The following is a 21959-nucleotide window of genomic DNA, read 5'->3' on the forward strand; positions in this document are numbered from 1 at the left end:
TTATTAGTTGAGCGATCGCCACGTTCACGCAGAGTACACTGTTATTAAAATTACATAATTTAGGGAAGTAGAACTCCAAACTGCTGCAAAAAATCGCGTGCTGAAGGCGTATCCAGCCGATAATCTACATCAGTGGCTCGGCAAACAGTGTCGCCCGTGCTAGTAATTGCTACAATCAGATCTGATTCCGCGCCGCCAAGGAAATGTGGCCCGCCAGAGTCGCCGTAACAAGTACCACCATCCCCCGTCGAGGGATTTTGAGATAACCGCAACCAAGCTTTGTTCAACGCCTGGAATGTTTGCAGTACCATGTTTCGATTAGCATTATCCATGATTGCCTTTGGCCCCAAACGCTTTGTCTCCCGCACTTGTCCATAACCAACAGCAGTAAAAACTTGATTTTTCAGCGTTCCTTGAGCCTTCAAGCTATCAAGTAAACCAGCCTGAGGTAGCTTGGCTAGAGGTAGCGGTGTTAATGTCCCAGGTTGCAGTGGTTCCTCATTTAACAGGATGACACCGATATCCTTTGGATCGTTCTGATTTTTGCCGTATTCTGGGTGGGGAACGTAACTACCACTGTAAAATGTGTTGGATTGATCGAAGGTTTGATTGAAGCTAACGTAGACTGTACTGATGCCGTAGCTAGGGAGAAAGTCAAGGCAGTGTGCTGCTGTTAGCACAACCTTCGGTGCGACTAAAGTACCCGTACAGAAGGCAAATTTCGTACCTGTACCGTCAAAGTCAGCCGAAAGCGCACCGACATTCGGGTGACGTCCTTCATCTGACTCGCCAAAGGTAATACTACTGGATTTAGTGACGGCGAACAGATTAAGCAGTAAAGCTGCGGACAAAACGAACGACAACCGACGCATGGTTACTCCTTATACACACTTACACTCACATATTTTTGAATTTCGATAGGAGCGTAGCTTGCATCAAAAACAGATGCAGAATTTCTCGTCATGCTCAAGCAGAAATGGAATGACGAAGGATTCCCCTATCTTTGGTTGAATTGTTTTAGACAATCACCAGCAGATTGTACCGGAAAAGAAGGGCGAAAAGTATATTCACAACTGGATTTTAACCAGCTGACGCGATCGCAGGTTGTTGAGTCCATTTTTATTAAATTCAAGTCGCGATTGCAATTTATTACTCTTTTAAGAAAGAATAATTGTGCAGCAATATCAGTTATTTGAACAAGTTTGGAAAATAGTTGGTCTAATAGGCTTTGGTACAATTTTAGTTATTTGATTTTTAATAAAACCTTTAATTTCGATAGGAGTGTAGCTTACATCAAAATGAGATACAGAATTTCTCGTCATGTTCAAGAAGAGATGGAACGACGAAGGATTTCTCTATCTTTGGTTGAATCTGTTTTAGACAACCCCCAGCAGATTATACAGGAAAAAGAAGGGCGAAAAGCATATCAATCACAAGTTGATTTTGGCGACGGTAAAATCTTTTTGCTACGCGTTCTTGTAGCAGATGATGTTGACCCTAAAGTTGTGATAACTGTATATCGAACTAGCAAAATAGAGAAATATTGGAGACAACCATGAAGATTACCTACGATCCTGAAGTAGATGTGCTAAGAATCCTGTTTAGCGATCTGCCAATAGAAGAAAGTGACGAAGAAAAACCTGGGGTAATTTTTGATTATGACCGAGATGGAAATATAGTTGGGTTGGAGATATTGGATGCTTCTGTACGAATAGATAATCCCCGCTCTGTGGAATATTCTATCCCGACGCGATCGCAGATTTTTTAGTCTTACGATGCTCTTAAGTGCCGCTTCTGCACCCGTTCAGGACTACCAGTAGGAATAGAAGCAATTAGCTTCTGCGTATATTCCTCTTTGGGTTCGCGGTAGATGTTTTCAGCTATACCTTTCTCTACGATTTGACCTTGATTCATCACCAGAATGCGATCGCTCATAAATTTGACGACACTCAGGTCATGGGAAATGAAGATGTAAGTCAAACCAAATTCGCTTTGCAATTCTTTAAGTAAATTCAGTACCTGCGCCTGTACTGATACATCTAACGCCGAAACCGATTCATCGCAGATAATAAACTTAGGATTTAAAGCCAAAGAACGAGCAATACAAATCCGCTGCCGTTGCCCGCCGGAAAACTGATGCGGATAGCGGTTCATGGCATCTGCACTCAAGCCCACCCTTTCTAACAAATAAGCTACACGTTCTCGCCGTTGTTGTTTTGTCTTGGCAATAGAGTGAATTACTAAAGGTTCTGCGATCGCTGCTCCCACTTTCATGCGCGGATCTAAGGCACTAAAGGGGTTTTGGAAGACAATTTGCATTTCTCGCCGCAGTTTTTGCAACGCTTCGCCTTTGAGGGTAGTAATATTTCGCCCCTCAAAGAGGATCTGCCCGCCCACTGGTTCTATTAATCGCAGTAAGGTTCTGCCCAAGGTAGTTTTACCACAACCCGATTCTCCAACCAACCCCACTGTTTCGCCGCGTTTAACATCAAAAGATACGCCATTTACAGCCATGTTGTAGCGTTTTGTACCGCCAAACATTCCTTTGATGGGAAATCCTACTTTGAGATCGTGTACTTCCAACAGGGGTTGTTCTTTTTCTAGATTCGCCAATCTGTGGGCAATTTCTTCGGGCGTTAAATCTGGAGGTTCTGTGGGTTCTTTCGCCTGAACGATCGCTTGTCCTGTGGGCAGTTCCTCCACGTTCATATAGTCAGCAACGGTGAGCAGCTTTTGGGGATGGCGGTGAAGTTTGGGGCGACAAGCTACCAAGCCTTTAGTGTAGGGATGCTGGGGATTAGCAAAAATTTTGACTGCATCGTCAAATTCGACAATCTTGCCTCTGTACATCACTGCAACTTTATCTGCAACTTCCGCTATTAGTCCTAAGTCGTGGGTGATGAAAATCAATGCCATGTCGCGACTAGTTTGCAATTCTCGCAACAAGTCAAGAATTGTCGCTTGTACCGTTACATCTAATGCTGTGGTTGGTTCATCGGCAATTAATATTAATGGGTTACAAGATATTGCCATTGCAATCATTACCCGCTGCAACTGTCCCCCAGAAAGTTGATGCGGATAACGCTCTAGTATTGCTTCTTTATGTTGGTTTACTAACTTCAGCAGCTTTTGTTCGTCTTGGGTAGTTTTTAAGTACTCTTGTTTGAGCTGCTCATCGCTCGGAAGCAGTTTTACTTCTTGCAGGCGAGCGATCGCTTGTTGTCGCGCTTGTTGTTTAGAAATATTTTGATGTCGCAAAATTGCTTCTACAAGCTGAAAACCAATGGTATAAACTGGGTTTAGAGAACTCATTGGTTCTTGAAAAACCATAGCAATGTCACCACCCCGGTACAATTGCATTTCTTCAGGAGGCAACTCTACTAAATTTAGGGGTTTACCATTTTCCTGGGGATGAAACCAAATTTCCCCGCCAGTAACCCTACCTGGAGATTGTAGCAAACCCATCACCGCTTGGGCTGTTACTGACTTTCCGCTCCCCGACTCTCCGACTATTCCTAGAGTCTCACCACGATGTAATTTAAAGGAAATATCATCTACGGCTTTAACTATTTTGTCATCGCCAGCAAATTCAACTTGCAGATTGCGAACATCTAGGATAGTTTCTTTCATAGCAGCCGAGTATTAATCTTAAAATTTAAAATTAGTAGGATTTTAACAGTCGCTATCTTGTTTTATGTTAAATCTCAACTTTTGTGAGACGAAAAAGTGATTTGTTTGATTCTCGCATTTTTGATTCAAAATTTTGATAAAAAATTATACATACAGCACAAATCTAGAAATTTGACTATACTGAAGTCTTGTACCATTCTCAATAATAGTAAGGTGGGCACTGTCCATAAAGAAAAATAAGGGTTTGAGGAAAGTTAAGCAGTGCCCACCCTACAAATGAGCTAAAAAGGAATGTCGTCAATATCTGGTTCTTCGTTTGTAACTGGTGCCGAATAAGAACCATGCTCGTAATTTGAGCTTTGCGGTGCTGGTTGTGAGAAGTCGCTTTGGGAGGTGACACCAACTTTATTTGTTGCTGGAGTGGGTTTACTCAATGGTGGTGACTCGTAATTAGAAACTGTTTTTTGGCTGGGGCTAGCAACAGGTGCTGCTGGCGATGCACTGACATTCTCACCCACAACTAGCGGGTAAATTTTTTGCAATGTTAATTCAGCTCGTTTTTCTTTGAAACCTTCTGGGCGATCAATGGTGTGCATTCCCAAACGCCCTTCTACAAGTACGCGATCGCCTGCGTGATAGTTCTGCTGAACTTCTTTTGCCAAATTACCCCAACCTACTACTCTCAAAGTTGCTGGCGCTTCACCCTCCCGTGTGCTTGAAAACTGCACCAGCATTTCCGTCAGTTCCAATCCATCTGGTGTATAGCGTAGTTCTGGTTCTTTGATAATTTCCACCATCAAAATGCAGCTGTTCATTCAATCCTCCTGTCTTGAAAATGGGTGTGGGGGTGTAGGAAGAGTCAAATTTTCATCCCCTCGTTTTGGGCTATTTGCCCGTGGGAGTCTGACTTCAAAAAATGCTCGGTGCTGCCCAGTATAAATGATTAAACATATGAAGTAAAATTATACACTTATTATCTCTGTATATTCATCTACAGATATCGCAAATTTTGTTTTTGGTCTCGATCAAATTTATTAGCCATTTCCATATTTATACCCTTGGCATTGAAACTGTTCTAGCATAAAAGCCAAGCAAGTACCTTTGTTTGACTTTGCACTAAATAGTATAAATGTACCATACTTAAGTCTTGACGTGAGCAGGAAAAAGACCATAGGCTACTAACCGTACTGGAAAGTCACGCAACCAAGGTAAGCGCAACCAAGCTGGCAACTGCAACAGTTGATTTGAGTTGAGAACGCGGGCAAAGATCCGCTGCTGCACTAAAGATTGAAATGCTTGAATAACGCGGGTTGGTAATTGCCGTTGGCGCTGCACTTTTGCTAGGTGAGACAGTTCTACACGTCCTTGTTTTAACGGTTTACTAAGGACATTGGCAGCAACCACAGCATCTTGAATTGCATAGTTGATACCGACTCCACCCACAGGAGACATAATATGGGCGGCATCACCGATAAGTAGTAATCCGTGGCGATACCAACGTTTGAGGCGGCTAGACTCTACCGATAAGAAAGCAATTTGTGACCAATCTTGTAAGTATTCTACGCGGTCTTGTAACTCTGGTACTACGTCTACGACAGACTTTCTCAAAGCTTCTAAACCAGCAGCACGAATTTCCTGATAACCACCTTTCGGAATCACATAGGCAATTTGCCATTGATCACCACGATCTAACATAACTAAGATGTGACCGCGACCGATACGCCCTATCCCACCCTCTAAGTCGTCTGGGTTTTTGGGTAAGCGGAACCACAGCACATCCATTGGCGGTGAAGTTTGGATAGATTCAAAGTTAGCCAACTGACGCAGGCGTGAGTGGCGTCCATCGGCACCGACTGTCAGAATTGCCCGAATTTCGTGCCAACCACCATGCCCGCGATAGCGCACACCCCGAATTACTCCATCCTCTTCTATCAACTCCTGCACGTTCGCACCCATAATCAGCTGAAAATTTGGATACTTTTGGGCTTCGGCAGTGATAAACTCCAAAAATCTTGCTTGCGGAAGCATCGTAATGTAGGGATAGCGCGTATGAAGATGACTGAAGTCAGCCAAAGTAACACTAGCTTCTGGAGTTTTAATGTTGATTTGACGCATTTTGGCATGAGGAAGTTGTAGTAAGCGATCGGCTAACCCCAGTTCCTCCATAATTTCCATCACCGATGGGTGAATGGTGTCTCCTCGAAAGTCACGGTCAAAATCTTTGTGCGCTTCCAGCAAAATCACAGGGATGCCTTGACGTGCTAAAAGTAAAGCAAGAACCGCTCCTGCCGGGCCACCACCAACAATACAACAATTTGTAGTTTGTACGTCTACAATGTCATGGACAGGAGTTGGCGTCTCTGTTGGAGAATAATTTGAGGTGAGATGAGAAGCCATAAACACAATTCTCAAATGTGCTTTCTTCCAAGGTAGTGCGGTTGTGATGGAAAAAGCTGTTTTTTTTACTTTTCGTAGTCACGACAAACGTGTATCATGAGCGCTAAAAGTTTCATCTCAAATCCAAAATTCAACGACTAGTGATTTTGAACAATTGCGGTAACTAATACTCGTGGCGCAGGTAGTTTTAGAAAACGTTTATAAAAGTTTTCCCCCTCGGAAAGGGGAAAGTGTTGCTTTACCAACCCAACTCACATCTACATCTGACAAGAGTGAGGAAGCAACTACTCCAAAAAGTGCAGATAGCGTGAATGTCTTGCGGCGGATTAACCTCACCGTGGCAGATGGTGAATTTATGGTGCTGGTGGGGCCTTCTGGTTGTGGTAAAAGCACCTTGCTGCGGCTAATTGCTGGGTTAGAGGTGATGACTGGAGGCAATATCTGGGTGGGCGATCGCCTAATCAACAACCTCCCTCCCAAGGAACGTGATATTGCAATGGTGTTTCAAAATTATGCCCTCTATCCCCACATGACGGTGTATGACAACATTGCTTTTGGATTGCGACGCCGTTCTGGAGGAGGGGGAGAGAATCTCTCTTTTGCAGAAAATTTATTAGTTGGGGTGACAAGAAATCTACCGAAAGGACTCCGCTATATTTCAGAAAAAGAACGGGCGGTGCATGAACAGGTACGGTATGTTGCCCAACTATTGCAGATTGAAGCTCTACTAAATCGCTTACCCAAGCAGTTATCTGGGGGACAAAGGCAACGAGTCGCACTAGGGCGAGCGATCGCACGTAACCCCCAAGTGTTTTTAATGGATGAACCACTTTCTAATTTAGATGCGAAACTACGGGCGGAAACCCGTGCCCAAATTGTCAAACTGCAACGCCAACTAGGGACAACAACTATTTACGTCACTCACGATCAAACAGAAGCAATGACAATGGGCGATCGCATTGCTATCCTCAATCAAGGTCAACTCCAGCAAGTTGATCGACCTTTAGAGCTTTATAATCGTCCTGCCAATCTTTTTGTTGCCGAATTCATTGGTTCACCGCCAATGAATTTTATCCCTGTAGAGTTTCACGCCCCCTTGTTAATTACCAACGGCGATTTTCGTTTCACCCTCCCAGATTTTTGGGGAAGTGCTTTGCAAAAATACGACGGACGCAAGTTAATTTTAGGAATTCGCCCAGAACATTTGACTTTAAGTGTACCTGCCACCAAAAATTTACCCGTTCAAGTAGAGTTGGCAGAAAATCTTGGCAACGATTCTTTTCTTGCTACGAAACTTGTGGGAACGAGTTTTCAACAAGCTGGCACATTCAAAAATTCCCTGCAAGTACGAGTACCTCCAGAGCGTTTTATAAGTGTTGGCGAACAAATTTGGTTATCCTTTGCACCAGAAAAAATTCACTTTTTCGATCCAGAAACCGAGCTAGCGATATTTCCTAAAAGTTCAATACCGTCTCTGCCATTAACAAAATAGGTTGTAAAAAAGGATTCAGAATTCAAGTCTGATGTGAATTAAAATGGCAAGTAACAATCATGTTTGAGAAATCGACCACAGATGGACACAGATAAACACAGATAAATCATCCGTGTGCATCTGTGTTTATCTGTGGTTGTTATTACCAGAAAATTGGATTTTGCAATCAATCTATTATTTATTTGGTGCGACTTAAGGTGAGTTCGGCTAATTCACATTAGACATAATTTATAATTCAACTACCAAATACCTGCGGCCAAGTTGTAACTAAGAAAACTACAACTGCGGCGATCGCGAGCAACCCCTGAATTAAATTTCCAACTACAGTACCTACCACAATTCCCACACCTGCTTTCACCGCTAGGAAAAAATCCCGTCGGTACAAAAATTCTGCAATAATTGCTCCCAACAGTGGCCCTAGTAACATTCCTAACAACGGGCCTCCCACAGGCAAAGCCGGCAACAATCCCAGAAAACCTATAATAAAGCCGACAATCGCGCCAATTTGTCCCCACTTGCTAGCACCTGCTCTTTTTGCACCTAAATAAGCAGCTAAAAAATCTACTCCAATACTCAAGAGTAGCACTACAGCTGTGACAACTAATGGCACGCTAATAGCAGCAAAAGAACCTCTAACAAATCCCCAAATAACAATAGCAACTAAGATTAGGCTAGCTCCTGGAATAGCAGGAACCACAGCACCGATAATACCTACAACCATCAAGGCAACAAGTAACCAGTAGATTGTTTGCATAAGTTTTTATTGTTCAGTAGAAGGCAGAAGGCAGACGGCAGACGGCAGAGCCTCGAAAACCTCGTTACTAGGTTGAACCTGGTAACGAGAACTAGAGCCTCTGACTCTCTTAATCGTAGAGTGCAAGACTCTCATGGGCAATAACCCAAGCTTTAATTGTTAATTGCTAATTGTTAATTGTAATTAGTCATTTCTTCATTTAAAGTAACAGCTAATTTATCGGCAATCCCAGCAATCCAATTTTCGTCTTGTTTGGTATAACTACGAGGAGCATTTGCTCCTAAAATTAAAGCACCTTGGTTACCAATTGGTTGACAAATTACTCCTTGAGTATTCTCTGGTAAATAATCAAATTCAATTCTGCCTGGATAAACTTTTAAATCAACTAAATAAACTGGCTGTTGTTTTTCTAATACTCTTTTTAAAATTACTCCTGGTTTTACCTCAGATTTTGTACTTAAAATTCCACGACGCAATAACACTTTTCCTTGATAAAAAACTACAAGCGATCGCGTTACTGTATTCGTTAATAATAAATGAGATGCCCAAGCTAATTCTGTTTTTACTCTGTCTGGTAAATCAGGGGCAAGTACAAAACCTTCTTCTCCAACTAGTTCTACTGCATCAGGCGATCGGGGTTGTACCTGCTGCCAAATCAAACCTATTAAAATCAATACCGCACTTAAAATTACACCCAGCACATCTGCACGGGCTTGGGAATCAGTAATTTGGGGTGTTAACAAACGATTAACCAGCAAAAGTACAGCGCCTAACCCACCAACAAAGATAGGCAGACGCCGCAAAACATGATTAGGATCGGATTTAGCCATGCTCGACCTATTCTGAAGGATAAAGGATGAAGGAAACAGTAGTCACAAGCCAGGTGTCAGGAGCGGAGCCGGAGACGCTCCGCCTCCGGTCAGAATATTCTGGATTCTGGATTCTAAGTTCTTATTTCTACCTTTTTCATACTTCATACTTTACACTTCATACTTCATAATTCATTCCTCTCCTGGTTCTATAATGCGTTGAAACAAATAGCCTGTACCTCTAGCTGTGAGTATTAACTCTGGGTTACTAGGATCGTCCTCCAATTTTGCTCGCAGACGGGAGATATGCACGTCTACCACACGAGTGTCAACATGACGTTCTGGTGTATATCCCCACACTTCTTGCAGAATTTCTGAGCGAGAAAAAGCTTCACCAGAGCGACTTACTAATAACTCTAGCAAGCTAAATTCCATGCCAGTTAAGCGAATACGCTCATCACCTTTATAGACTTGTCGCTTATTCGTGTCGATTTTAATATTACCAACATGAATTACTCCTGAACTGGGAATGCCAGAGGCTCCAGTTTTGTCTACGCGCCGCAAAACTGAGCGAATTCTAGCTTCCAATTCCTTTGGAGAAAAAGGTTTAACTACGTAATCGTCAGCACCCAATTCCAAGCCGGTAATGCGATCGGCAACGTCTCCCAAGGCTGTTAACATAATAATTGGGACGTCTGATTCTTTACGTAATTCTTGACAGACACCATAGCCATCTAGCTTGGGCATCATAACATCCAAAACTACCAGATCAGGGTCGGTTTTACGAAATGTTTCTAAAGCTTCTTCCCCATCGCCAGCAGTAACCACATCGTAGCCAATCATAGAAAGGCGCGTTTCTAAAATTCGGCGAATACTGGCTTCATCATCAACTACCAGAATTTTTTCTTTATGACTTTCCAAGTTTCTCAACGCTCCTTAACTAAAATTTTTCATGATTAATTTTTCATACCATAATATTAAGATATCATTCCATTCATTAAGTTGGAAAAAAGCTGTAAACACCACCATTATTTAGTTTTCGTTTGGTCGAATAATTAAGGAAAAATTAAGATTATTTAATAAGATTTAAGAATGCCAAAGCAAAAAACTTATTACGTTTGTAACGAATGTGGAGCAGAATCTCCTCAATGGTTTGGGAAATGTCCAGCTTGCGGCACATATAACTCTCTAGAAGAGCAAATTGCCATCCAATCTTCAACGGATATACCAAGTCGAGGAGTGAGTGCTTGGCACTCTCAACAGGGAACAAGTAAATCAGCAAATAAACCAGCCAAGCCACGAGCATCTTTAAAATTCGACCAAATTAGCGATCGCCAAGTCACGCGTTGGGCTTCTGGTTATGGAGAACTAGATCGAGTATTGGGCGGTGGTGTTGTTCCCGGCTCGATGGTATTAATTGGTGGCGATCCTGGTATAGGTAAATCTACTTTATTATTACAAGTATCAAATGAACTAGCACAAAGATACCGCATCTTATATGTTTCTGGAGAAGAATCAGGACAACAAGTAAAATTGAGAGCTTCACGCTTGGGAGTAACACCAACTCTTAATGTTGTAGGTGATGACAACGGTAAAAGCAAAGTAGCAGAAGAAACCGTACATCTACAAGAATCTGATGAAGAAAGCGCAGATTTATATGTATTACCGGAAACAGATTTGGAAGAGATTTTAAAGGAAATGGACTCTCTCAAACCGAATCTAACGGTGATTGATAGTATTCAAACCGTATTCTTTCCTGCACTTACCTCTGCGCCTGGTTCGGTAGCGCAGGTACGCGAATGTACCGCCGCTTTGATGAAGGTGGCAAAGCACGAAGACATCACCATGTTAATTGTGGGACACGTCACCAAAGAAGGAGCGATCGCCGGGCCGAAAGTTTTAGAACACTTGGTAGATACCGTGTTGTATTTTGAAGGCGATCGCTTTGCCTCCCATCGGTTATTACGCACGGTGAAAAACCGTTTTGGTGCCACCCACGAAATTGGCATTTTTGAAATGGTAGAAAATGGGTTGCGAGAAGTTCCCAATCCCTCAGAATTATTTTTGGGCAACCGCGACGATCCCGCTCCCGGTACGGCAATTGTAGTGGCTTGCGAAGGAACGCGCCCCATCGTTGTGGAATTACAAGCACTGGTAAGCCCCACTAGTTATCCTTCTCCCCGGCGTTCCGCTACAGGCGTGGATTACAATCGTCTCGTGCAAATTCTCGCCGTATTGGAAAAGAGAGTAGGAATTCCCATGTCTAAATTAGATTCCTATGTAGCTTCCGCTGGCGGGTTGAATGTAGAAGAACCAGCAGTCGATTTGGGAGTAGCGATCGCCCTTGTTGCTAGTTTTCGCGATCGGATTGTAGATCCCGGCACTGTGCTTATTGGCGAAGTCGGGTTAGGCGGGCAAGTACGTGCTGTCTCACAAATGGAGTTGCGGTTGAAAGAAGCGGCAAAACTGGGATTTAAGCGAGCGATCGTTCCGAAAGGGCAAAAATTTCCTGACTTAAATATTGAGATTTTGCCAGTGGCAAAAGTAATAGATGCGATTATTGCCGCCATCCCGCAGCATACACTGGAAGATTCTGATTTAGAACCAGACGAGGATTAAATCTTCAAAAAGGGTGTAAGGGGATAAGTGTGTGAGGAAAATTATGTTGAGTTTTGAATTTATAATCCCCTACACTCCTATACCCCCACCCCTAGTGAAAGGAAAAATCACTATGACAGCAACTGTCACTCAAGACTATAAAATCACTTGGGAAAAATTACCTGATGATTACAAACTGCCAGATGAGCCAGTGGATAACATCAATCAGCCTTCCCTCGCCGCAGCCTTAACCGAAAGCTTAGAATTTGCTGGTAAATTACCTCAAAACGCCCTAGCACCAACAAATTACGGCATCTGCGCCACCGTGAATGGCAAAATTGTCATTAAAGCTCCCGATTGGGCATATGTACCCAGCATCCGCGTTGCGCGAGAGGAAGTAAAACGCAGTTACACTCCCCAGCTACAGGGAGATATGCCAGTCATTGTGATGGAATTTATTTCCGATACCGATGGTGCAGAGTATTCTATCAAACCGACTTATCCCCCAGGCAAATGGTTTTTCTACGAACGCATTTTAAAAGTACCGAACTACGTCATCTTTGAACCAGATAGCGGCAGTATAGAAGTTTATCGATTACACAACTCAGAACAGTATCTAGTACAACCGCCTGATGAAAATAACCGCTACTGGATAGCAGAAATGAATCTCAATTTGGGCGTGTGGCAAGGAACCCGTGAAAACCGTACAGACTACTGGTTGCGGTGGTGGGATGAACAAGGGCAATTGCTACTGTGGGGATCGGAGTTAGCCGAACAAGAAAGACAACGCGCTGAACAAGAGCGACAACGTGCCGAACGATTAGCAGCACAATTGCGAGCGGCGGGGATAGAACCGGAAGCGTGAGAAATTACCTATTTTTGGCTATCATCCAACAGAAGCAATCATCGCATTGATGTAGCTAAAAATTACGTCTAATTCTCCAATTGCTTCCAACTCAGCTGCTTCTTCTGGTGTCAGAGAATCAGCTTTTTTTCTATTTAGGAGTTCTTGCATCCGTAAACCTAATTTCTCTGTAAATTTAAACAGATTAAGATTATTGACTTTTTCAACTCGAATACCAGTCGTTAGCCAAGATGAAGGTTTGATTACTACGGTTGTCATAGGTTTAATTTCAATTGAATATATTGCTGCTAGAGTTTTTGTTATTTTGAAAAATTTTTAGGGAATTCTATAACTGTAGATTAAGCGATCGCCTAGAGAAAACGGACTGAAAATTTTACCCAGTCTACTTTAGTAGACTTTGGCTTTGCAGCCCAGAAATTTATTTCTTGGCAGACAAGAGCGTAGATGCAATATATAGCTTAATAAATATTGCTCGGAACTTAACGTAAAAAATGTCTATCAAATCTTCATTTTTTTCTGATTTGTAATCTCTATTACACAATATCTTTGCGCTTCTGCAACAACAGCGCCACGATTAAATAAACTAACGTATGCACACCCAAAATTCCCCAATTTAAACCTAAATTATCCCAACTTGGCTCGTAAACAGCAGAAGTTTTAAAAATATTATCTAAAGACGGTAAACCAGGAGTATTTTTTGGAACCATAGCATTAACATTAATAAGGGTTCCATAGGCACCTATAGACCATCTACTAATTGTTAGCCATCCCAATTTAGCAGCTAATCCTTTCATCTCAAATAACACCCCTGAAAGAATTATTTGGGGAATCATAATTAAGGGGAGAATACTATTTGCCTCGTTTTCACTTTTCACCAAGGCAGAAATCATTAAACTGAGGCTAACACTAGCCAACAGAGTTAAAAATGTAGTAATTCCTAAACCCAAAAACCAAGGCAATAAATCAGATTCTGGTGCTTGGAAACCAACTAAAATTGCCACAACAATTAATAGAGTTTGCAGCAGGGCTAAACCAGAACGAATCAATATTTTAGAACCTAAATAAGGAAGCAAGCCCAAATTAATCAGTCGTTCTCGCGTGTAAATGGCTGCTTCTTTGATAATTTCACGTACAGAACTAGAAAGCCCTACCCAAATACCAATACAACTGAAGATAAACAGTACTTTAAGCGCTAAAGGGCCTTGCGTTATCTCTGGCGGATTGAGTCTTTCTAGGGGTGTCTCATCTTTTAAAATCCAAGCAGTAAGCCCGATCGCTATTGGCCCCGATAATAATGAGAAAATAATGCTCGCGCGATCGCGCAAAACTAATTGTAAATACCGCTGACTCAACAACCACAGTTGTTTGAGCGGAGATATCCCCGTGTGGATAGAGCCATCAGGTTTAGAAGTACGATCCTTACCAGGTTTTAATTGAGATTTAACGTAGGTTTTAAATTCTGGTGATTGCTGATATTTTAGCGACCAATGGTCAACCGTGGCTGCAACGTCCTTGCCATTCCCTCCTTGGTCAAGTTTGATATAAATATCCGAAAAATACTTCAAATCTTCTGAGGGCATTTCAAAAAAGCCCAGTGCTTGCTGGGGTGGCCCGTAGTAGCAGAGTTTACCACCTCTACCCATAAATGCAATGCGATCGCACACCTCAATATTTGCTGTCGCATGGGTAACTAGTACTACTGTTCGTCCTTGATCTGCCAACTCCCGCAACAAGCGCATCATCTCTTTATCTAAGCCTGGATCGAGACCAGAAGTCGGTTCATCTAAAAAGAACAATTTCGGATCGGCTAACAACTCTACACCGATGCTGACGCGTTTGCGTTGCCCACCACTGAGATTGCGAATAAAGTTTGTTCTCACATGAGTGAGTTTAATCTGTTCTAAGGTAGTATCGACTACCTGCTTCACGTTTATATCTGGTGGAAGCCGCAGTTTGCAAGCGTAAGCCAGAACTTCTTCTACTCTTAAGTCAGGATGCACAATATCATCCTGGGGAACATAGCCAATTTGCGAACGATACATCGGCCAGTTCTGCCGCAAATTATCCCCATTCAGGTATACTGTGCCAGAAGATACTGGTTCAATTCCCAACAAAGATTTCATCAACGTGGACTTACCAGCGCCACTACCACCCACTAAAGCCACCAATTGCCCTGGTTCAATCACCAAAGAGACATCATTGAGGATGATTTTTTCTCGCCCCTCCTTGTCTTTCACCTTGCGCTGCAAGCGGTGAACATCCAAGCGAATTTGACTACCAGTATTTAATAATTCTAAGTAATCAGTGCGATATAGCAGGCTAAACGGGCCAATCTGAATCCTGCTTTCATCCTCTAAATGCACGCGTTTGGAAATTCTTTGACCGTTAACAAAAATACCATTTGTACTGAGGTCTTGCAGAATGTGTTTTCCTTGCCCGTCTGGATAAATCGTGGCGTGCAGGCGAGAGACTGTCGGCGCGTCTAACTGCATTGAAGAGTAGCGATCCGACTTGGGGGCACGCCCTAGTTGTACAGGCCATTCTTTCAAACCTTTTAGTACTAGGCGGCGATTACTGGGAATGACTACCGGAGATTCAACTGGATTACAGTAAGTCAACTGAATGCGGTTATGAGGAGATTGCCCGATGTCCAGTTGCACCCCATTTTTTAAAAGATAGCCTTCAGTGGCATCTATTCGAGTTTGATTGATAAATATTCCATTGCGACTGGCAGCGCTACCATCACCGTCATAAATTCGATAGTCTTCTCCTTCTTTTTTTAAGACTGCTTGTTTTCTAGAGAAGACTTCCCAACCGATCGGCACTTCTAAATCTGCCCAGTCACGACCGCGCCCTAACCGATGTTCATCTTTTTGTAAATAAAGCCGCAATATATGACCGCGATTATTTAGTTCCAAAAAAGGTTGAGGACTAACAAGTGTGGCTTGCTCAAAACTCCCTGCCATGAGATTAACTGACCTATATTCTCAATTAAAGTCACACCCCTAAACTACAAGACTAACTAACGATTTTACGGATTATTTTTTAAATCGACTGGCACTGTTTTCTATCCAGTTAAAAACAATCTATGTTAGTCAATAAAAGTTTTTAAACGTTAACATTAGCTGCAAGATAAAGTAAATTTTCAGTGCGATCGCCTTTTTTCGGCAGATAAAGATAGAGAAAATCAAAGTTAATATTGCATAATTATAAACATAATCCTTGCTATGCAATTTTATATCAATATATAACAATTTAGTGATGAAAATTATTGTTTTGCCACGTTTATTTTTCCTTCCACTACTAGTGTTAATCGGACTACTTGGGGTAGGATGCAATTCAAAACCAACAAACAATATCCCAAACAGATTAACTATAGGTGTAGTCAGCTATGGTGAGGGAAAAGTCTCACTCGATAAGTACGAGCGCTTCAAAGACTATATAGGCTCACAAACTCGCTCGATCATTGAGTTGGAACCAGCATACAACGAATTGCAAGCCGTTGCTCAAATCCAGCGGAAAAGATGGGATATTGTATTTGCAACTCCCGGTTTAGCAGCGATCGCGATCGGCAAAGAACTTTACATTCCTTTGTTTTCGATGGAGGGAGTGAGTAGCAGACAACGCTCTTTACTGATTGTGCGAGACGATCAACCAATAAAAAAAATATCAGATTTAGCTAACAAAACGGTTGCTTTAGGAGAAACAGGTTCCGCAGCCGGTTATTATGTTCCTCTGTACGATCTGTATGGTTTAACCCTAGCTCAAATTCGTTCTGCCCCAACTCCTGTAACAGTACTAGAGTGGATTAGTGATGGAAGCGTAGATGCTGGCGCTATCTCTGAACAAGATTTCGAGCTTTATCGACGAAAATTTGCCACAACTAAGTTTAGAATTTTACACACTAGTCGGTGGATACCACCTGGAGTTGTGTTACTTGCACCAACTATAGAACGCAATCAACAGCAGCAAATTCAGAAAGCAATGAACGATGCACCGGCTGATCTTGCTGCCGACGCTGGTTATGTTCCTGCTGCTAAAATACCTAATTATACCGAGTTTATTAAATTAATCGAAAAAGTCAAACCTCTTGAGGGAAGAGTTAGGCAAACACCTGCCATCCTGCTACCTGAAACACCCTATCAATCAAAGTAAGGTTAACAAGCAAATCGTAAACTAATATTTCTTAACAAAATTTAATATATAATCTGCATATTTTTTGAGAATTATCCCGATAAATAATCAGGGTTTAACTAATCTCTGAGATGAATAAATTGCTCAAAGAAAAATTAATTTTCATTTCAAAAAGTTATTTTATGGTAAGTGCCTAAGCAGTTATTCTAGAAAATCTAAGCTTTAAAGTTAATAGAAACCTTACTGCTAGAGTCACTCAGTAAATGATTGTCTAAGTATCTAACAGAATAAGTATAAAAGTTAATTCTTTAGCAATCTTGACTAAAGAAACCAAATTCAAATTATTTATATAGATAGAGCTAGGAGCGTCATGATATGTCTCAGTCCCCCGTAATCAAATCGGAAATTCCTTCAGGAACGATAATAGATAACCGTTATATCATCCAGCAACTTTTAGGGCAGGGGGGCTTGGGGCGAACTTACTTAGCCTTCGATACTCGACGCTTCAATGAACCTTGTGTTCTAAAAGAATTTGCCCCGATTGGTACTGGAGAAGGGGGGCTAGAAAAATGTCGTAATTTATTTAAAAGAGAAGCTAAAATACTTCATCAGCTAGAACATCCGCAAATACCTCGATTCCTAGCTTGTTTTGAGGGAGATGGTAGGCTGTTCTTGGTACAAGAGTTTGTTAACGGTAAAACCTACTCGGCATTATTACGGGAACGTCAGAAGCAAGGACAAAACTTTTCGGAAGATGAGGTGATTCGGTGGTTAAAAAATTTACTGCCCGTTTTGGAATACATTCACCAGCACCATATTATCCATCGAGATATTTCTCCCGATAACATTATGTTGCCAGAAGGCAAATCTTTGCCCGTACTAATTGATTTTGGAGTCGGAAAGCAAATCGCCGATCTTAATGAGAGTAATAACTCTAACCAGGCAACTTTTGTCGGCAAAATGTCCTTAGTGGGAAAAGTGGGGTATGCTCCCCGCGAACAGATTAGCTTGGGGTTGTGTTCTCCTAGTAGCGACCTTTATGCTTTGGGAGTTACAGGCGTCGTGCTGCTAACAGGGCGAGATCCATCCTTTTTGATGGATCAGTACAGTTTGGAATGGAAATGGCGTTTTTACACTTATGTCAGCGATGGCTTTGCTGAAATACTCAATAAAATGCTGGCAGATACACCTAGACAACGCTATCAAACATCAAGAGAAGTGCTTGCAGATCTTGAGCTGATTGGGCAGCATCATATATCGCCATCAACAATGTTCGATGTTCCCCCTACCGTACTGACTCGTGAGTCAGAACCTACAATGATCGTGCCGCAGACAGATCAACCACCTCCATCTCCGGCAGAAACAACTTTAATTTCACCCTCAACTCAACAGACTGTACAGCATCAACCAACTTCCCAAAATCAACCAACTTCCCGAACTCAGGGAAATACTTCCCGAAATCAAAATACTTCCCGAACTCAGGGAAATACTTCAATTAATGCAGCCTTTATCCAACGTTGTCAAAAAGCTTTAGCCTACTATATAGGGCCAATGGCAAGTTTTGTTGTAGAAGACACATTAGCAGAAAACGAGCAAGTCACTCCTTACCAATTTGTTGAACTTTTAGCCAGAGAAATTCCAGAGGCAGAAGCAGCCCTAGAATTTACTCGTCGCCTGTTTTCATGAAATATTTAGGTTCCTGTACCGTGGGTGTTGCCCTGAGGACGTTTGAGCCGTTTCATAGCCATTTCTAAACTTAATTTCATCCGTTTAAAGGCTTTAGCAAGATTACCGATTTCATCATTAGATAACTGCTCAAACTCAACATCCATGTGCCCTGTACTGACTTCTTCTGCCAAACGAGTGATGCGTTTTAATGGACGTACTACTTGCCTATTTAAAAAGACGTTAACTAAAAAAATGACAATGGCAAAAACAGCTGATACTAATCCCACAATTAAAATAGAGGATTGATTAGCTTTCTGGATGACTCTGGTAGCTGGTACAGTAATCACCTGGGCACCAACAATTTCACCTAATTTCCAGTTAAATCCATTAGCAGTTCCATAGCGCTCAAGCATACTTTTCGGCGCTCTTTCTGGCGTGTCATGGCATTCTAGGCACTTTTGTTCAGACACTATTAACGGACGAGCAGTATAGTAAATTTCTCCACCTGGTATTGAACGAAATCCACTCACTTCTTTTAACTTGCTTTCCTTTTTGAACCTCTCAACAATTTGTGTTTCAAAACTATCAGCTTTATCTCGAAGATTAGTAGGATTTAGTGTTGCTTCTTTGTAAAAAAAGTCTCGGTAGCCTGGTTTATTTCGCAAGTTCTCAAACACTTCTCGTGCTGAATACCCAGGTACAGATTGGGGCAAAAAGTTAGTTTCTAGCTTGTCAACTAGTTCCGGATTCACTTGACTGCTGGTATATTGCCGAACAGAAATCATGGTTTCCATCAGCATCAAAGCCGTTGAGGTAATTTCCTGCCTGGCATTTTGTTGGAGCACATAAGAGAGAGCAAAACCGCTCAAGCTCAAACCTGCGACTAAAATTACAAGCAGTAAAATTGTAAATTTTTGTCTCAGTTGTAAGTTTTTTAACATATTCTTAACTCGCCTCAAACCTGATTAGAAAAAATTTTGACTTTAGCTATATTTTCATCAAATAAACTTAGCAATACGCACCAAGGTTGAAACATGATAAAAAATTTTACACACTGAAATATCATACTACTCAGAACGGGCGATCGCATAAGTATTTCAGGTTATTTTGGTACTATTTACTGTAAATATATTTACAGTAATTACAGTACTAAACAAAGTTGAATCAAGATAGCGTCCAGTTCTTATTTGTATCTTTTTATTCTTGTTTGGAACTCAAGTACCTTTTTGCTAACAAACATGGGTCAAAAACCAGATACACAATTTTTGGTAATGATTCCAGAAACTTTTAACAATTTTGTTAAGGCTTCTAAAAACACAAGTGATTATTAATTAAATGTGAGCCTGTATTCAGTGTGAGATAAAATTTCCAAAAATCATTGTTTTAAATAATAAATTAAGATTTTTTTCATATCTCTATTTCTGAGTCTTCTCTATTTTCATCAGCTAGTTCAAATCTTCTAACGGCTACTTATAGTCTTGTACAAAAAAATTAGTTTTCAGTCACTTTGTAAGTATTAGATTCACTTAATGCATGAAAAAAGCTCCCCGACTTCTTTGAGAAGTCAGGGAGCTATGTTCTCACGTTACTATGAGCCATTGAACTATGGCAGCAATCTCAAGTTTAGCGTTATGCTGTAGCATATAACACAATTTCCCATCTCTCAAGGTTACCCTACTACAAGCGCATAGCATAAAATTTCTCTACCAAACTCTATTGTGTAGTCGTGTCAAAATAAATATCATAATTTGAAAATTAATACTAATGGTCTGGCATCCGGGACAGCGGTTATTTGGGGGACGCTATATTCTCGAAAGAAGATTAGGCGAAGGCGGAATTGGTCTGACTTATCTCGCCAAAACTGAACATGGCGAATTACGAGTGATTAAAACTCTTAAAGAAGAAATTCTCAATAACCCCGCCTGGAAACCACACCGAGACAAATTAAGGCTAGATTTTCGAGATGAAGCTGTTAGGTTGGCCGTATGTCGCCATCCCCACATAGTGCAGATAGAAAATATCTTCGATGAAGGAAATATGCCTTGTATAGTCATGGAGTACATCGAAGGTGAAGATTTGGGTAAGCGTTTGCGGCGCTTAGGAGTATTATCAGAATCAGAAGCACTGCTATATATCCGGCAAATTAGTGAAGCTGTAACAATAATCCATCAAAAAGGCTTATTACACCGAGACATTAAGCCGCGCAACATCATGATCCGTAGTGGCAAATCGGAAGCAGTCTTAATTGATTTTGGTATTGCCAGAGAATTTATCCCTAATGTTATTCAAAAACACACGGTTTATCGTACTCCTGGTTTTGCCCCTCCCGAACAGTATGAATTGGAAGCACCGCGGGGAGAATACATTGATGTTTACGGTTTAGCCGCAACATTGTATAGCTTAGTAACTGGAGTAGTACCAACAAGTGCAGAGGAAAGACGTCACAGTATTCCTTTAGAACCTCCACAAAACTATAATCCCAACCTCAGCAACAGGATAAATTATCTAATTCTGCGTGGTATGGAATTACAGCCAAAATATCGTCCTCAAACCGTGCAAGAATGGCTAGCTTTACTAAGTTCTCAAAGTGAAGAGAATTTAAGTTCCATACCACCTACACAAGCCATAACTACAAACACACAATATAGAACAACTGTTCTAACAGATCAAGCAGAGTGGCAGTGCGTATATACTCTTAGAGGCCATGCCAGCATGGTTCAAGCTGTTGCAATTAACCCTGATGGACAACTGCTCGCGAGTGGCAGTTCTGACAATACTATTAAACTTTGGCAACTAGCGACAGGAAAATTACTACGTAATTTTGGCCGTTGGTTTTCTGGTCATTCTGGCATGGTTCATACCGTTGCCTTTAGCCCTGATGGGGAACTTCTCGCGAGTGGCAGTTGGGATGAAACTATTAAATTGTGGTTGCTCGGTTCTGGCAAAGAAGCCCGCACATTTAAAGGTCACACCAACTGTATCAATTCTATTGTTTTTAGTCCGGATGGAAAACTGCTAGCCAGTGGTAGTGCCGACTGTACTATTAAAGTATGGCAGGTAATTTCAGGAAGAGAAATTCGCACTTTTACAGGTCATACCGACTCTATTTGGTCTGTGGCTTGGAGTGCAGATGGTCTAATTCTAGCTAGCGGTAGTTCTGACTACACCATTAAACTGTGGCAGGTGAGTACAGGTAGAGAAATCCGTACCCTTACAGGTCATTCTTTTTTTGTAAATGCGATCGCCTTCAGCCCAGATGGAGAAATTCTCGCCAGTGGTAGTAGCGATTCTACGATCAAACTGTGGCAGGTGAGTACAGGCAGAGAAATACGTACCCTCACCGGACATTTCAACTCGGTGTGGTCAGTAGCTTTTAGCCCAGATGGAGAGTTGCTAGCTAGTGGTAGTTGGGATCAAACTATCAAAATTTGGCATATCAGTACAGGTAGAGAAATTTCTACTCTTAGTGGTCATACTAACTATGTCAGATCTGTTGCCTTTAGCCCTGATGGGCAAACTTTGGCCAGTGGTAGCGACGATGACACAATTAAAATTTGGCGGTATGAATGATTGTCTTTGGGTTTGCTTCTTCAGATAGACTTATAGACTCTA

General features: G+C 41.7%; 18 protein-coding genes. 8 read left to right on the top strand and 10 right to left on the bottom strand.

Annotated features, from left to right (window positions below; translation table 11 throughout):
• Positions 1 to 59: 59 nt before the first annotated feature.
• Positions 60 to 872, bottom strand: a complete 813-nt coding sequence (locus tag UYC_RS0116180) for a S1 family peptidase (RefSeq protein WP_016872561.1) — start codon at positions 870 to 872, stop codon at positions 60 to 62.
• 426 nt (positions 873 to 1298) lie between these two features.
• On the opposite strand from UYC_RS0116180, the gene UYC_RS0116190 reads away from it, so the two are divergent.
• Both UYC_RS0116190 and UYC_RS0116195 read left to right on the top strand, forming a co-directional pair.
• Positions 1299 to 1559: a DUF4258 domain-containing protein gene (locus tag UYC_RS0116190; protein WP_016879572.1), complete on the top strand. Its 261-nt coding sequence runs from the start codon at positions 1299 to 1301 to the stop codon at positions 1557 to 1559.
• Positions 1556 to 1768 carry a DUF2283 domain-containing protein gene (locus UYC_RS0116195; protein ID WP_016872558.1) on the top strand — a complete coding sequence of 71 codons (213 nt, stop codon included), beginning with the start codon at positions 1556 to 1558 and terminating at the stop codon, positions 1766 to 1768. The genes UYC_RS0116190 and UYC_RS0116195 overlap by 4 nt, the downstream gene beginning before the upstream one ends.
• A gap of 2 nt (positions 1769 to 1770) precedes the next feature.
• Here the strand turns inward: UYC_RS0116195 and UYC_RS0116200 are convergent, their stop codons facing one another.
• From UYC_RS0116200 to UYC_RS0116210, 3 genes are all read right to left on the bottom strand, one after another.
• Complete coding sequence (locus UYC_RS0116200) at positions 1771 to 3630, bottom strand: ABC transporter ATP-binding protein (RefSeq protein ID WP_016872557.1); 1860 nt, start codon at positions 3628 to 3630, stop codon at positions 1771 to 1773.
• 281 nt (positions 3631 to 3911) lie between these two features.
• Positions 3912 to 4445 carry a single-stranded DNA-binding protein gene (locus UYC_RS0116205; RefSeq protein WP_016872556.1) on the bottom strand — a complete coding sequence of 178 codons (534 nt, stop codon included), beginning with the start codon at positions 4443 to 4445 and terminating at the stop codon, positions 3912 to 3914.
• A gap of 325 nt (positions 4446 to 4770) precedes the next feature.
• Entirely contained in the window at positions 4771 to 6027 is a 1257-nt protein-coding gene (locus UYC_RS0116210; protein WP_016872555.1) for an FAD-dependent oxidoreductase, read from the bottom strand.
• 172 nt (positions 6028 to 6199) lie between these two features.
• Between UYC_RS0116210 and UYC_RS0116215 the strand changes: the two genes are divergently transcribed.
• Positions 6200 to 7519 (top strand): ABC transporter ATP-binding protein, encoded by a 1320-nt coding sequence (locus UYC_RS0116215; protein ID WP_016872554.1) that lies wholly within the window; start codon positions 6200 to 6202, stop codon positions 7517 to 7519.
• 235 nt (positions 7520 to 7754) lie between these two features.
• Here UYC_RS0116215 and UYC_RS0116220 read toward each other — a convergent pair whose 3' ends face one another.
• From UYC_RS0116220 to rpaB, 3 genes are all read right to left on the bottom strand, one after another.
• Positions 7755 to 8273: a DUF456 domain-containing protein gene (locus UYC_RS0116220; protein ID WP_016872553.1), complete on the bottom strand. Its 519-nt coding sequence runs from the start codon at positions 8271 to 8273 to the stop codon at positions 7755 to 7757.
• 173 nt (positions 8274 to 8446) lie between these two features.
• Positions 8447 to 9103: a cofactor assembly of complex C subunit B gene (locus tag UYC_RS0116225; RefSeq protein WP_016872552.1), complete on the bottom strand. Its 657-nt coding sequence runs from the start codon at positions 9101 to 9103 to the stop codon at positions 8447 to 8449.
• A 171-nt stretch (positions 9104 to 9274) separates the two neighbouring features.
• Entirely contained in the window at positions 9275 to 10003 is a 729-nt protein-coding gene (gene rpaB / locus UYC_RS0116230) for a response regulator transcription factor RpaB (RefSeq protein WP_016872551.1), read from the bottom strand.
• Between the two features lie 171 nt (positions 10004 to 10174).
• Here rpaB and radA point away from each other — a divergent pair, with 171 nt between their 5' ends.
• Positions 10175 to 11701 carry a DNA repair protein RadA gene (gene radA, locus UYC_RS0116235; protein WP_016872550.1) on the top strand — a complete coding sequence of 509 codons (1527 nt, stop codon included), beginning with the start codon at positions 10175 to 10177 and terminating at the stop codon, positions 11699 to 11701.
• Positions 11702 to 11813: 112 nt separating this feature from the next.
• Entirely contained in the window at positions 11814 to 12545 is a 732-nt protein-coding gene (locus UYC_RS0116240; protein WP_026087303.1) for a Uma2 family endonuclease, read from the top strand.
• A 21-nt stretch (positions 12546 to 12566) separates the two neighbouring features.
• On the opposite strand, the gene UYC_RS0116245 is transcribed toward UYC_RS0116240, so the two are convergent.
• Together UYC_RS0116245 and UYC_RS0116250 are read right to left on the bottom strand one after the other, a co-directional pair.
• Entirely contained in the window at positions 12567 to 12803 is a 237-nt protein-coding gene (locus UYC_RS0116245) for a hypothetical protein (RefSeq protein WP_016872548.1), read from the bottom strand.
• Between the two features lie 275 nt (positions 12804 to 13078).
• Positions 13079 to 15511, bottom strand: coding sequence for an ATP-binding cassette domain-containing protein (locus tag UYC_RS0116250; RefSeq protein ID WP_016872547.1), 2433 nt, complete (start codon positions 15509 to 15511; stop codon positions 13079 to 13081).
• A 295-nt stretch (positions 15512 to 15806) separates the two neighbouring features.
• Here UYC_RS0116250 and UYC_RS0116255 point away from each other — a divergent pair, with 295 nt between their 5' ends.
• Positions 15807 to 16700 (top strand): phosphate/phosphite/phosphonate ABC transporter substrate-binding protein, encoded by an 894-nt coding sequence (locus UYC_RS0116255; protein WP_016872546.1) that lies wholly within the window; start codon positions 15807 to 15809, stop codon positions 16698 to 16700.
• A gap of 354 nt (positions 16701 to 17054) precedes the next feature.
• Entirely contained in the window at positions 17055 to 18365 is a 1311-nt protein-coding gene (locus tag UYC_RS0116260; RefSeq protein WP_016872545.1) for a serine/threonine-protein kinase, read from the top strand.
• A gap of 5 nt (positions 18366 to 18370) precedes the next feature.
• Here UYC_RS0116260 and UYC_RS0116265 read toward each other — a convergent pair whose 3' ends face one another.
• Positions 18371 to 19288 (bottom strand): Tll0287-like domain-containing protein, encoded by a 918-nt coding sequence (locus UYC_RS0116265; protein ID WP_016872544.1) that lies wholly within the window; start codon positions 19286 to 19288, stop codon positions 18371 to 18373.
• Between the two features lie 823 nt (positions 19289 to 20111).
• Between UYC_RS0116265 and UYC_RS0116275 the strand changes: the two genes are divergently transcribed.
• Positions 20112 to 21917: a serine/threonine-protein kinase gene (locus UYC_RS0116275; protein WP_016872542.1), complete on the top strand. Its 1806-nt coding sequence runs from the start codon at positions 20112 to 20114 to the stop codon at positions 21915 to 21917.
• Positions 21918 to 21959: the final 42 nt, after the last annotated feature.

The organism is Chlorogloeopsis fritschii PCC 6912, from assembly GCF_000317285.1.
Classification (GTDB): domain Bacteria; phylum Cyanobacteriota; class Cyanobacteriia; order Cyanobacteriales; family Nostocaceae; genus Chlorogloeopsis; species Chlorogloeopsis fritschii.